At 45.0% G+C, this 12,996-nt stretch carries 9 protein-coding genes; 4 read left to right on the forward strand and 5 right to left on the reverse strand.

The window, feature by feature from the left end:
• Nucleotides 1–76: 76 nt before the first annotated feature.
• Both AC1DP6_RS03210 and AC1DP6_RS03215 read right to left on the reverse strand, forming a co-directional pair.
• Nucleotides 77–1,834, reverse strand: a complete 1,758-nt coding sequence (locus AC1DP6_RS03210) for a RagB/SusD family nutrient uptake outer membrane protein (protein WP_477053544.1) — start codon at nt 1,832–1,834, stop codon at nt 77–79.
• Nucleotides 1,835–1,844: 10 nt separating this feature from the next.
• Nucleotides 1,845–4,913, reverse strand: a complete 3,069-nt coding sequence (locus AC1DP6_RS03215) for a SusC/RagA family TonB-linked outer membrane protein (RefSeq protein WP_477053545.1) — start codon at nt 4,911–4,913, stop codon at nt 1,845–1,847.
• A 388-nt stretch (nt 4,914–5,301) separates the two neighbouring features.
• Between AC1DP6_RS03215 and AC1DP6_RS03220 the strand changes: the two genes are divergently transcribed.
• Entirely contained in the window at nt 5,302–6,864 is a 1,563-nt protein-coding gene (locus AC1DP6_RS03220; protein WP_477053546.1) for a carboxypeptidase-like regulatory domain-containing protein, read from the forward strand.
• A gap of 137 nt (nt 6,865–7,001) precedes the next feature.
• A complete protein-coding gene (locus AC1DP6_RS03225; RefSeq protein WP_477053547.1) occupies nt 7,002–7,658 on the forward strand; it encodes a hypothetical protein in 657 nt (218 codons plus the stop codon).
• On the opposite strand, the gene AC1DP6_RS03230 is transcribed toward AC1DP6_RS03225, so the two are convergent.
• The 3 genes from AC1DP6_RS03230 to AC1DP6_RS03240 all read right to left on the reverse strand — a co-directional run bounded on the left by AC1DP6_RS03230 (nt 7,655) and on the right by AC1DP6_RS03240 (nt 11,393).
• Nucleotides 7,655–8,947, reverse strand: a complete 1,293-nt coding sequence (locus AC1DP6_RS03230) for a D-alanyl-D-alanine carboxypeptidase/D-alanyl-D-alanine-endopeptidase (RefSeq protein WP_477053548.1) — start codon at nt 8,945–8,947, stop codon at nt 7,655–7,657. The two genes, AC1DP6_RS03225 and AC1DP6_RS03230, sit on opposite strands and share 4 nt — an antisense overlap.
• Nucleotides 8,948–9,055: 108 nt before the next feature.
• Complete coding sequence (locus AC1DP6_RS03235; RefSeq protein WP_477053549.1) at nt 9,056–10,387, reverse strand: Gfo/Idh/MocA family protein; 1,332 nt, start codon at nt 10,385–10,387, stop codon at nt 9,056–9,058.
• A 40-nt stretch (nt 10,388–10,427) separates the two neighbouring features.
• The gene (locus AC1DP6_RS03240; RefSeq protein ID WP_477053550.1) at nt 10,428–11,393 is read right to left on the reverse strand and encodes a formylglycine-generating enzyme family protein; all 966 of its coding nucleotides are present in this window, start codon (nt 11,391–11,393) and stop codon (nt 10,428–10,430) included.
• Between the two features lie 176 nt (nt 11,394–11,569).
• On the opposite strand from AC1DP6_RS03240, the gene AC1DP6_RS03245 reads away from it, so the two are divergent.
• Together AC1DP6_RS03245 and AC1DP6_RS03250 are read left to right on the forward strand one after the other, a co-directional pair.
• On the forward strand, nt 11,570–12,502 hold the full coding sequence (locus AC1DP6_RS03245; protein WP_477053551.1) for a hydroxypyruvate isomerase family protein: 933 nt from the start codon (nt 11,570–11,572) through the stop codon (nt 12,500–12,502).
• 137 nt (nt 12,503–12,639) lie between these two features.
• Nucleotides 12,640–12,993 (forward strand): phage holin family protein, encoded by a 354-nt coding sequence (locus AC1DP6_RS03250; protein ID WP_441578114.1) that lies wholly within the window; start codon nt 12,640–12,642, stop codon nt 12,991–12,993.
• The last annotated feature ends 3 nt before the right edge of the window (nt 12,994–12,996 follow it).

A 12,996-nucleotide genomic window follows, 5' to 3' on the forward strand; every position in this document is an offset into this window, starting at 1 on the left:
GCTCTTAGCCATTAGCTTTAGCTTTTAGAAAAATGCAGCGGAGATCTCCGCTGCATTTTCTTTTATGAAAGGTGTGTTATTTTGTATAGTCTGCCTGCTGCAACAGGTTGCTGTTTTTCCTGATTTCATTGGCAGGAATGGGCAACAAATAATTCTTCGCTTTTACAAACTTGCGATCCTGGATGCTAAACGGCCGGTATACGAAAGGATGTCCCGCAATCTTTGAACCCAGAACTTCAATACCTTTTGCATTTTCGTTAAACGCCGTTTCGGCATCTCTCCATCTGCGGGCATCGAAGAACCGGTGTTCTTCAAAAGACAGTTCATAGCGTCTCTCATACTTTATCACCGCCAGCAATGCGGCACCAGATGCAGTGGTAGCAGGCATACCGGCGCGTAACCGCACCTGGTTTACAGCATCACGGGCATCAGCTTCACTGCCGTATCCATAGGCTGCTTCTGCATAGCTCAGCAAAATTTCTGCATAACGGAAAAAGATCCAGGACTGGTCACCACGAAAGAATTGTGCATCCAGGTTTTTATCCATAAACTTACGCATGTAGTAGCCGGAATAGGTACCATTCCAGTTTTCGATAGTACTGTTGCGGGTATCCAGCCCCCAAACACTGTCTGTTCCATTTGCTGCTTCATATTTGCCGGTTTGTATCACACCGATCGGATCGGTTTTAGCTCCATCTGAAGGACGGGGTTTCCATTTAGCGCCATCATAAAGAATGGTAGCGTAAAAACGGGGATCGCGGTTTTCGTATGGAGCTTTCGCCTGCGCAACATTGCTCCAGGAAAATGCAGAACCATCTTTCATCTGGTAACCAGATACAAAATTTTCAATGGGCACATTTCCGCCCCAGTTATGGTAACCGTTAGGACCATTATACAAATCGTGAGAAGTGCCCAGCAGTGCTTTATCATACTGCTTTATAAAAATCAGTTCAGGATTATCCTTGTCCAGGAATACGCGGGTGTAGTTTTCTACCGGGTCACTGGTAGGCTTATAAAGACTGTACATGTTCATCTTTATAACGCTGTCTGCTGCATCCATCGCTAATTTATACCTCGCAGTTTGATTTCCTGATGTATAACCCATCAACTCATTCGGTGCATATTTTTGATCAAACAGATCACTGGCTGCAAAAAGCAACATCCTCGCTTTCAGCGCCAGCGCAGCACCTACCGTTACTCTTCCCTTGCTGGAAACGGCTTCATAAGTTTTGGGTAATTGTTTTGCCGCCAGATCACATTCTGCTACAATAAACTTAATACATTCATCAAAGGTGGCTCTTTTAATACTGAGAATTTCCTGTTCATCTCCCTTTATTTTGAATGTTTTAGTGATCAATGGCACGCCACCATAATACCTTACCAACAGGTGATAATACCAGGCACGCATGAAATGTACCTCTCCGGTCATCCGTGTACGCTGGCTTTCATCCGTGAAGGGTACAGATGCTACTTTTTCCAGGAACATATTACAGTTACGGATAGCTTTATAGTGCGCATCCCATCTGGCAAAGTCACCGAGTGCACCCGGATCATCTGCAGAAGCATTTCCCTGTACTACCCGGGAAGTATTATAATCGTGGATAAAGCGGCTTTCGTCCGTCATAGAAGAAAGCATGACTTCATTAAAACCAGGTCGCATCTGCACATACAGGTCATTTACAAATGCCTGCACCAGACCTACATCTTTCCATACATCGCCTTCTTCATATTCATTAAGTGGCTTCTTTTCGAGGAAGTCCTTATTACACCCAGTAGTGGCTGCACATAACAAAAAGGCTCCTACTATATATTTGATGATTGTTAATTTTTTCATGGCTCGTTAATTAAAAGGTTACGTTTAATCCCACGTTGTAGATTTTGGTTTGCGGATAGAATTGTCCACTACCGCTGGGTGCTTCCGGATCAAATATTTTCACTTTGTCAATGGTCACCAGGTTCTGGCCACTTACATATACCCGGAGGTTTTGCAACCCTACCCGTTTGCAAACATTGGCAGGAATATTATATCCAAGATCCAGTGTTTTCAACCGTACATAGTTGGTGTTCCAGAACCAGAAAGTATTAGGGCGATTTACCCAGTACTCACGGTCACGGTCATAGGCTCTCGGCCAGGAGCCATTAGGATTGTCTTCTGTCCAACGATCTTTTACATACGCCATCGGGAAATTGCCTATCAGCCCGGATTCTGTACGCAGGTACTGACTGGCACCGGTAGCACCCTGCCATAACATCGTGAAATCGAAGTTTTTGAATTTAGCGGTCATGGTTAACCCAAAGATCCAGGTAGGATTTTCCGTACGGTCCATGCGAACACGATCCAGGTCATCAATTACCTTATCATTATTAACATCTTCAAAAATCACATCACCAGCTCTGGCACCATCTAAGTGAATACTGTTTTTTACATCTTCTGCTGTTTTATAAATACCAATGGCTTTATAATACAACGCAGATCCTATCTGTTTACCGGTAGCCTGTTGATATGCCGGCAGATTGGGTGTTTCATCGAAATACAGCACTTTGTTTTGCGCATGTGTAACCGTTCCGATAATTTCATAGTGGAACTTTTTAATGTCGTTCTTATGACTCAGGACCATTTCAAATCCTTTATTTTCCACCTTGGCAATGTTTTCCTGTGGCAGCGTCATACCGGTATAGCCGGGCATGGACAGGCTACGGCTAACCAGGATGTTAGATCTTTTGGTCATAAAGTAATCTCCTTCGAAGGCCAGCTTATCTCCCAGTATTTTGGCTTCTATCCCAAAATCATAGTTGTTGGCAACTTCCCACGTAATGGCTTCATTGGGAGAACGCAGCTGATAAAGTCCTTTATTAAGATCTCCGCCCAACATCACGCCTCCGCTACTAAAGCCATAAGTGCTCAGGTATTGGAAAGGGTCGATCTGGTCATTACCCATTTGTCCCCAGGAAGCACGCAGCTTAAAGTAGTCCAGTGTGCGGATGCCTTTCTTCCAGAAGTTTTCGTTAGACAATACCCAACCGGCAGAAGCTCCCGGGAACAGGCCCATGCGGCGGCCTTCAGGGAAATTCTGCGAGCCATCATATCGCATATTATAATCAAAGAGGTATGTTTCCTTATAATTATAGGAGATACGACCGAAGTAGTTGCGGCGGGCATATTCGAAACCACTGCCACTATTATTCTTTTCTTTATCCCCGCCTAAACTCAGTTGGTCCAGTTTATCACTGATAAAGTATTTGCGGTTAGCAGAGAAGTTGTCATTTCTTAAAGTGGCCTGTTCAAATGCAATAAAACTGCTTAAATTATGCTTACCAAAGGATCGCACATAGTTCAGTTTGACGTTAACCGTAGTTTGTCGCAGGGTACCATATTGCTCCGACAGTTCCGGTGCGCTCACCCCTCTGGAACCTGCGTTCAGTTTATGTGTGGGATCATTCACATCTGCCAGGGTATATAATGTCCATGGTTTGATATATGATTTATAGAAATCAAAATTCTGGTCATATGCAAAGCTACCATCTACGAACAAGCCTTCTACCCATGGAATATTCACTACCGCCGACATGTTGGTATTGATCACATAGTTTTTATCGTTCGTGTATCCTATTGCGTTAGTCCCTGTTACCACGGGGTTATCGCCGTACTCAATATCTGGTCCTGGCAGTCCGTTGGGCCAGATGGCATTTTCAGTGGGGCGACCACGCATCAGTGAGCGGAAAATAGATCCGGCACTACGTGGAGGGAAGTTCCTGTTTTCCAGGCGGCCGGCCAGATCGAAACGCAAACGGATATAATCATTTACAACAGCATCGAGGTTGGCCCGTACGTTCTGTTGTTTATAGTTAGTCGCGCTGTTCTTATAAATACCATCCTGGAATAATGATCCGAGGGAAACGAAATACGACATTTTCTCGGTGCCCCCACTGAGCGACAGGTCATGCCTGTTTTGCAAAGAGTATTTCTTGATAGCGGCATCATACCAGTTGGTGTTGGGATACAACCATGGATCGGAGCCATCTCCAAATTTTTTGATTTGATCATCTGAGTATTTCGGGGCATCGCCACCATACTTTAAAATTTCGTTTACCACCTTTGCATAGGTAGGTGCATCCGCCATTTCCGGCAGTCTGGTGGGCGTAACAAATGATTGGTTAAAACCATAGCTCAGTGTAGGTTTTCCTCCTTTACCCCGCTTGGTGGTAACCAGGATAACGCCATTCGCTGCACGCGAACCATAAATTGCAGCAGCCGCATCTTTCAGAATAGATACACTTTCAATGTCGTTGGGATTCATGCGTTCAAAGCCATCGCGCGGGAAACCATCGATCACCACCAGTGGATTACTGTTGCCCAGTGTACTGCGGCCACGGATAAAAATCCGGGAACCATCGTAACCGGGTTCTCCACTGTTGTTGACGGCAATAATACCTGGAATGCGCCCTACCAGTGAGTTGGAGATGTTAACGTTGGGCGATTGCTGCAGCTCCGCTCCTTTCACAGAAGATACGGCACCGGTTTTGGTTACTTTCTTTTGTGTACCATAACCTACTACTACATACTCGTCCAGTGTTTTCTGGCTTTCTTTTAATACCACATTGATAATGCCTTTTCCTTCCACCTTTACCTCCTGTGGATCAAAACCAATATACTGGAATACGAGTATCCCATCTTTTTTTACATCGGTCAGTATAAAGTTTCCTTTTTCATCAGTAGTGGCGCCTTTTTTTGTGTCTTTCAACAATACCGTGACGCCTGGTAAAGGGTTACCATTAATGTCTTTTACTTTACCCTTTACACCGGGATTACCTTGTTGCCATACACTTGGTATAGGCGTACGCGCAGTAACAGCGCGAGAGGTGGTTGCAAACAGGCATAGCAATAGCATAGCCTTTGCATAACGTGGATTCATGCTACAAGTGATTTAGGATGATGAAATTCTGGTTTGCTACTTAGTTTTCTGTTAAACTAAAGCGTTAATCATATCATGCGTGATTTAGGATGTTCAAATTTTGGTTTGCTACGTTAGTTCACTACTTTGGTTTTCCAGGCCCCTCAAGGGCTTATCGCGTTGCAAGTGAAATTTATTTTTTGTTTGTTAAGGGTTTATTATATCGATCAAACGGGAAATCATGTCTTTGTAAGTTATCTCTAAAAGCTTTAATTATTTTCTAAAAATAAATGTACTTTTTACAATTATCTTTAAAATTCGTTGGCATAAAAAAGAATTATTAGCATTTCAACAATCCCAATATGTTGAAAGTAACTTTTACTCCCCCCTGCCCGTTTAGGGTATACGTATGAATAAGAAGGCTTTATGGTTATCCACAGCCAATAAATATCTACAACAGGACTGTCATCTTTCGGCAAGGGCTATACGCACTGTTGCTGCAGGGCATGTACTTCCTGGTAACCAACCATCTGTGGCGGGTACCAACACGTATTTTATCAAAATTTCAAATATTCAGACACCTATGTTCAAGCAAAAGTGCTGGTTGTTTATGCTGACTGTATGCATATTCATGGCCTGTAACAAGAGTACTACCAATATTAATTTCCCGGATCCTAATGTGACCAATCCTGAAAAATCACCCATCTCCGATAAGCAAGTGAGTAGTGCTGTGCAGGGTATTATATTAGATGAAACCAATAAGCCGGTAACCGGAGCCACCGTAAAATGCGGAACCGCCACCGCTACCACCGATGCCAGTGGCAGCTTCCTGTTTCCTAAAGTAACAGTGAATGAAGTAGCTGCAGTAGTCACTGCAGAAAAAATAGGGTACTTCAATGGTGTCCGTACCTTTCGTATAGCCGCTCCCGATAAGCTGCAATATGTTCAGATTCAATTGCTGCCCAAAAAGGCATTGGGTGTTTTTGATGCTGCTACCGGTGGTACCGTTACTGTTTCCAATGCACAATTCACCTTTGTCGCACAGCAGGTATTAGGTGCGGATAACAAACCCTATTCCGGCAAAGTATCCTTAATGTATGCGCCCATTAATCCGGAAAGGGCCGACTTTGCGGATATTATGCCAGGTGATCTGCGGGCTATCACTAAAAGCAATGTACTTATGGGGCTGCAGTCATTTGGCATGATGGCCCTGGAACTACAGAGTGAAGCCGGAGCAAAACTCCACCTGGATACCAGCAAATCTGTATCCTTTAAAATGACGATTCCTGCCAGCCTGCAAAGCCTGGCGCCAGCAACCGTACCTCTGTGGCACTTCGAAGATAGTTCCCGCGTATGGAGGGAAACGGGCAGTGCCACCAAAGCCGGCGATAGCTATACGGGTACTATAAAGTACTTTTCTACCTGGAGTCCTGCTGCTCCTTTTTCAACAGTTAATTTCCGAGTGGTACTACAGGATGCAGATGGCACTCCTTTATCTAATGTATCATTACTTATCAAAGGAAGCAGTGGCCGTTATTCTGCGGGGCATACCAATGAAAATGGCGTATTCAGCGGACATATTGTGAAAGGAGAAACACTGACACTGAAGGTGGCAGGAAGATGCAATGTGGCGGTTGACTCCCGTATTATAGGCCCCTTTGCCGACAGCACCAGTCTTGGTATGCTGAGGTTAAACATACCGGCTACTCAGTACGTTCATTTCAGCGGTGCAGTTACTTCCTGCACCAACACTCCTGTAAAGAATGGCGCAGTGTATATAAATATAGATGGTGTGGATTACCGTTACCAGGTAACAGACGGCAAATATGCGATCGGCATTATCCGTTGTAACGCTGACAATACCACTGCCAATATCAAGGCAATGGATGCTGATGCCAATAAAACGTCTGTTATCAACATACCTGTATCAACAAATACCTATGTAAAAGACCTGGTCGCTTGCGGCGAGTAAAATAACTTCTTCCATATCAGAATCAGGCGATAACAGGTAACAGATATTATTATAAAGCCATTAGCATAAAGCTAATGGCTTTTTTTGCATAAATTTATACTTATCAGCGTTATAGGAATATCAAAGCACATAGTTTTATGGAAAACCGTTACTTTCTCATAGCTATTCTTGCAGCAGTTACCCTGCTGTTTTCCTGCAGTAAGGAAATGAGCCGGGAAGGTGATGGCACACTTCCTCCTACCAGCACCTGCGACTACGCCCCTTATACCAACCACTCCTCCTTTTCCTACATGAACGTTAACAGCGCTAAAGACACCATTAAATATACCTTCACCGTTTCCGGAGATACGACCATTAATGGCAATGTGTATAAAATAGTGGGAAACGACAGCGTATTCACCTGCTCTAACTGTAAGGACGGTATTTATACACAGGTAGCCAGCATTCTTACCTTTCAGGGATATAGTGCGGATGATCTGCGGCTGACTTATCTGAAAGACAATGTAGCAGCAGGCACTACCTGGCGGGACACGATCACGGTTAGCAATGGCGGGGCCAGTACTTCTGGTATCCTCGAGTTTACAGTTACCCAGAAAGATGTGACCAAAACGGTGAACGGTAAAGATTATGCACAAGTGATTGCCGTAAGAATGGATGCTTTCGCATTGGTACTCAACAATCCTGTTGCTGTGGGCACCATCTCCACCAGTTACTATGGCAGAGGTATTGGCCTAATAGAAGCAGATCAGTTACACGATACCACCACAATTCTTTCCTATACATTACAGCCTTAATAATCTTTCCACACCATGGTGAGCAGACGTTCTACGGCCCTTCTTACACTGGTAGCGGATTCATGATGATTATTTACCAGCACACTAAATACCAGCTGTTTATTTTTCTTTGTTACCAGGTAGCCGCTCAGCGCTACCACCCCGTTTAATGTACCTGTTTTCGCGTGTACAGCCGGCTGTTGATAGTAGTTCTTCAGCGTACCTTTCCCTCCGGTGGGGAATATCTCCCATAGTCTTTCCTTTGGAAACTCCTGCTGCATGAGAGTGAGTACAGAAACAAAATCGCGGGGCGTAAATAAGTTATACCTGGAAAGGCCGGATCCGTCCTGCCATTGCGGCGGTTGTGGCATTACTTTCAGGTCATGAGACAGCAGGTATTCCATCATGCGATCACTGCTGATGGTATCCCATAAACGGGACGACGCCATCATCAGTGTTTGTTCTGCAAAGAAGTTATCACTGTGGTGCATCATGGGGATAAACAGGGAATCGGCCGGAATACTGTTCAATATGCGGAACCTTGCTTTGGGCGGTATAACTGTCAGTCCTATACGCTTATGCAGCGTGTCTTCCAACCGCTGCCGCAAATCCTGTATAGAGCCGGTAATAAAAGGTACTTCGGCTGCTGTCAGCCCTTTATCTTTCGGATTATATTTCAGGAAGAAGAAATTATTACGTTCCTCCCTGGTGGTGATCGTTTCACTAAGCGTATCATCTGCGGTAATATCCAGATCATAGGTAGCAGGTACAATGTTGCTGGTATCCCCGTGGTGGCGGATGCGCACCACATTTCCGTACATGGGAAATTCATTTAGTTCCGGCTGATAATCATCTGCGTAGTCATTCCAGGCCCAGCCCGAACCGTAACGCCGGTTGGTATTCACACCAGGTACCAGGTAAATCTTTTTAGTGGTTTGTTGCAGCAGCTGCAACAGGGGTTGGTAGGTGTACTCCGGATGTAGAAAGGAGGGGTCGCCCATTCCTTTCACAAATAATGCGGTATCGTTTTCATAGTAGCGGGCGGCGGGCAATGAGTCGCCTAACAACTTCATCCCTGCGTAGAGGGAGAAGATCTTCATATTGGAAGCGGGGGTAAAAAATTTATTATCCTGGTACTCATACCAGTATTTATCGGTGGCCGGTTCATAAATACAGATGCCCACGTGGGCCTGTTCCATAGGTGCTCTGTGTAACAATTCCGACTCTGCCCATTTTTTTATAGCCCCTACCTGTGCGGTAGCAGACGCTAATGAAAACAGCGCGGTCATTACAAGGAGAGTTCTTTTCATAGCAGGAAATTACGAATTGTACTGTACGAAATCAGGGATTTGTGAAAAGATCTGTTGACAAATCTCTCCGCAAATCCCTGATCCGCTATGTTAACTTCTTACTTTTTATCAGGTAAAATATTTGGTAATACCTGGTTTCGCATAAGCATAATTACCAGATGCGTCCGGCATTACTGGCGGTTGTGCATCAAATGAATATGTTTTAGGATGCAGATCAAGACCTGAGTTCAGGGCAACATTCCAGTCGATTACCTGACCGGAATAAGTTGCCAGACGGCCTATGATAGCAGAAAGGGTTGTTTGAGCGCCTCTTTCCGCATCTGCAAATTTGTATTCTCCTTTGGCGATGGCGGCAAAGAGTTCATCGTGTTCTGTCTGATAAGGGTTATTTTCCTTTTTCTTATCAAACTGGTACAGGACTTTCCCTTTGTGATCTACGATCTGCGCTTTATCGCAGAAGATGCGGCCTTTGGTGCCCACAATTTCTTCATCCACTTTACTTGGTGCATCTTTCCAATGGCGGCACTGGCTGTTCATGACCACGCCGTTGGCGTAACGATACTCTACGTAGTGGTGATCATAAATTTCACCAAACTCTTTTCCGGTACGCACAGCACGGCCACCCATTCCTCCTGCAGTTGCAGGTGTATCGCCCATAAACCAGTTACCTACGTCAATATTGTGGATATGTTGTTCTACGATATGATCGCCACACAGCCAGTTGAAATAATACCAGTTGCGCATTTGATATTCCATCTCGGTATATTCAGGTTTACGAGGTTTCACCCACAGTGCGCCCTGGTTCCACCAAACCTGTGCAGACACCATATCACCGATGATACCATCTTTATAGCGTTTGTACAGTTCGCGGTAGGAATTCTGGTAGCGGCGTTGTAAACCTACTACTACGTTCAGTTTTTTTGTCTTGGCCACTGCAGCAGCTTCCAACACTTTTTTAATACCCGCCGGATCTGTTGCTACCGGCTTTTCCATAAACACATGTTTACCCTGGCGGATGGCTTCTTCAAAATGAATAGGCCTGAAACCCGGAGGGGTTGCCAGTATTACCACATCAGCGAGCGCAATGGCTTGCTTGTATGCGTCAAAGCCAATGAATTTGTTGCCTTCCGGAACATTTACCCGGCTGGCTTTATCACCTAAAGCTTCTTTAATATTGGAGTAGCTGTCGCTCAGTCTGTCAGGGAATGCATCTGCCATTGCCACCAGTTGCACGTTTTCTTTAGTGCTCAGGGCTTGTGTAGCAGCACCGGTACCACGACCACCGCAGCCGATCAGCGCGATTTTAATGACGTCGGAAGATCCGGAGAAAAAGTTTGCTTTAGATAAGATAGGCATCGCCAGCAAACCACCCGCAAGCAAGGACGTTTGCTTTACGAATTCGCGGCGGCCTTCACCGTGGGATTTCTTTTCGTTGTCCATAAATGAATAAGATTTTTAGATTTTAGTAGTTTGAATCTTTCTAGCGTGCACCTTTATATTTCGCGATCATTTCTTCAAAAAATTGTTCTGCTTCTGCTGCTGTGGGCTGTTTTGCGGGTCTCACAATTCTGAATCCAACAAAGGGCGCATCAGCGTTCCACCAGGAGCTTTTCGGAATTTGCGGATCCCGGCGGTTCCAGATGGGGTCTGATTTTAAACGGGCCGCACTGCGAAGCAGCGGCGCTTCATCCTGGAAGCTGCCGCCTTTCAGCAGACGAGGTGTTTTTGCCGTAGGCACTGTCCAGGGATCCTGGTCTTTTGCGCTGGCTACGCCATTTTCATCGTATTGGTCCAGGGTCCATTCTTCTACGTTACCCAGCATATCATATAATCCCCAGGCATTAGGTTTCAGCTGACCTACTTTATGGTATTTCTGCTCGCTGTTTCCGTTGTACCAGGCGTAGTCCTTCAGTTGGGAGGCATCCGCTCCAAAAGGATATGCGGTAGCAGCACCGGCTCTGCATGCATATTCCCATTCTGCCGCTGTGGGCAGACGGTAGAATATACCAGTTTTAATGTACAACCATTTGCAATACATCAGGGCGGCGTACTGGCTCATACTATTCGCCGGGAAACCACCTGCCTTACCCATTCCTAAAGTCAGATCAATATATGGAGGACTTGGGCGGGTCATACCATCCGGCACCGGTGTTTTATCTTTTTCGGCATCTGAATAAATATCGTATTCATCAAAAGTCACTTCTGTAGCGCCCATCCAGAAGTCAGAGATCTGCACATTCTTAGCGGGACCTTCGTCCTTATTCCTGCCTTTTTCATTATCGGGGCTTCCCAGTTTAAAACTGCCCCCTTTAACGGGTACCATCTTGAAACGGACATCAGTGCCTGGAATTTGCTGGCTATAAGCTTCGAACGCCTGATTTGATTGCGCTATTACCACCTGGCTGAGTAATCCACTCAGCAGTAAGGTCACATACGGTTTAGTCATCTAACGTGATTGAAAATATAAGTGGGTGAATCTAAAAAAAACTAATCTGGAATGCAATATTTTTTTATGAGTGCGAAAAATGGCTGATGAATTGAAAATTTTTCATGAATATTAGCATTTCCTTGCAAAACCTATTAAATTTAGCCTCCTGTCATTTACACAATCAACCTAACGTTATGGAAAGAAGAAAATTCCTGCAAAACGGCACCCTGGCCGGCATTTCGGCACTGACACTTGGCAGTATCGGCAACACAGCACAGGCGGCAGCAGGCAACAACGATAAAGATGTAAAAGGAAAACCCTTTAACATGAACTATGGCCCGCATGATGGTATGTTTAAAAACAGTGCTGGCGAGGATTTCCTCGACCAGATAAAGTACATGTACGATCAGGGATTCCGCTCCATTGAAGATAATGGAATGTTAGGACGCCCTGCCGCCGAACAATCTAAAATAGGCGACCTGCTGAATAAATTAGGCATGCAGATGGGCGTGTTTGTAGTAGACACCGGCAACAACTGGAAAACTTCGCTGGCTTCCGGCAAACAGGAATTTAAAGATGCCTTTATCAAAACCTGTAAGGAAAGCCTGGAAACCGCCAAGCGCTGCAACGCCAAATGGGCCACCGTTGTTCCGGGATACTTTGACCGCAACCTCCCGATGGGCATCCAAACAGCTCATGTAATAGATGCACTGCGCGCCGGAGCAGAAATATTTGAACCGCATGGCCTGATCATGGTACTGGAGCCGCTGAGCGACAACCCCGATCTGTTTCTCCGCACAGCAGAACAAAGCTTTGAAGTATGTAAGGCGGTGAAAAGTCCTTCCTGCAAAATATTATACGATATCTATCATATGCAACGCAATACCGGCAACCTGATTCCTGTAATGGATATGTGCTGGGATGAAATTGCCTACATACAAATAGGTGATAATCCCGGCCGCAAAGAACCTGGCTCCGGCGAAATCAACTATAAAAATATCTTTAAGCATCTCCATAAAAAAGGATACAAAGGGGTACTAGGCATGGAACATGGCATGGTCGGACAAGGTAAAGATGGTGAAGCGGCCCTGATTAAAGCCTATAGAGAAGCTGATAGTTTTTTGTAAGAATTACGGATTAAAAATTACGAATTACGGAGTGATAACGAGACCGCAGCAGATGCTCTCCACATAACTCCGTAATTCATAATTCGTAATTCGCAATTCTTTTTTTTTCGTTAACTTAACTAGTAAAACAATCTGCTATGGGTTTTCTGATCCGTATACTAGTTAGTGCATTGGCTGCCATGTTAACCGCTTACCTGCTGAAGCCGGCAGTCAAAGTAGATACCTTTGTTACAGCCCTGATCCTGGCGTTGGTATTAGCGTTATTAAATGCCCTGGTAAGGCCGTTGCTTGTTATTCTCACGTTCCCGGTAACCATTGTTACACTGGGCCTTTTCCTCTTTGTTATCAATGCCCTGATCATTTTGCTGGCAGCGAAGCTGGTACCCGGCTTCAAAGTAGACGGCTTCTGGTGGGCATTACTTTTCAGTATTATCATGACCATCATCAATAGTGTGATGATTAATCTCGCGGGCAATAATAACAACGACTAGCCT

It is taken from the genome of Chitinophaga sp. 01L420, assembly GCF_056399985.1.

Bases quoted from the DNA above. Each gene is read 5' to 3' on its own strand.
- AC1DP6_RS03230 (WP_477053548.1), bottom strand. From the start codon at position 8,947: ATGAAAAGAACTCTCCTTGTAATGACCGCGCTGTTTTCATTAGCGTCT.
- AC1DP6_RS03215 (WP_477053545.1), bottom strand. From the start codon at position 4,913: ATGAATCCACGTTATGCAAAGGCTATGCTATTGCTATGCCTGTTTGCA.
- AC1DP6_RS03210 (WP_477053544.1), bottom strand. From the start codon at position 1,834: ATGAAAAAATTAACAATCATCAAATATATAGTAGGAGCCTTTTTGTTA.
- AC1DP6_RS03235 (WP_477053549.1), bottom strand. From the start codon at position 10,387: ATGGACAACGAAAAGAAATCCCACGGTGAAGGCCGCCGCGAATTCGTA.
- AC1DP6_RS03240 (WP_477053550.1), bottom strand. From the start codon at position 11,393: ATGACTAAACCGTATGTGACCTTACTGCTGAGTGGATTACTCAGCCAG.
- AC1DP6_RS03250 (WP_441578114.1), top strand. From the start codon at position 12,640: ATGGGTTTTCTGATCCGTATACTAGTTAGTGCATTGGCTGCCATGTTA.
- AC1DP6_RS03220 (WP_477053546.1), top strand. From the start codon at position 5,302: ATGAATAAGAAGGCTTTATGGTTATCCACAGCCAATAAATATCTACAA.
- AC1DP6_RS03245 (WP_477053551.1), top strand. From the start codon at position 11,570: ATGGAAAGAAGAAAATTCCTGCAAAACGGCACCCTGGCCGGCATTTCG.
- AC1DP6_RS03225 (WP_477053547.1), top strand. From the start codon at position 7,002: ATGGAAAACCGTTACTTTCTCATAGCTATTCTTGCAGCAGTTACCCTG.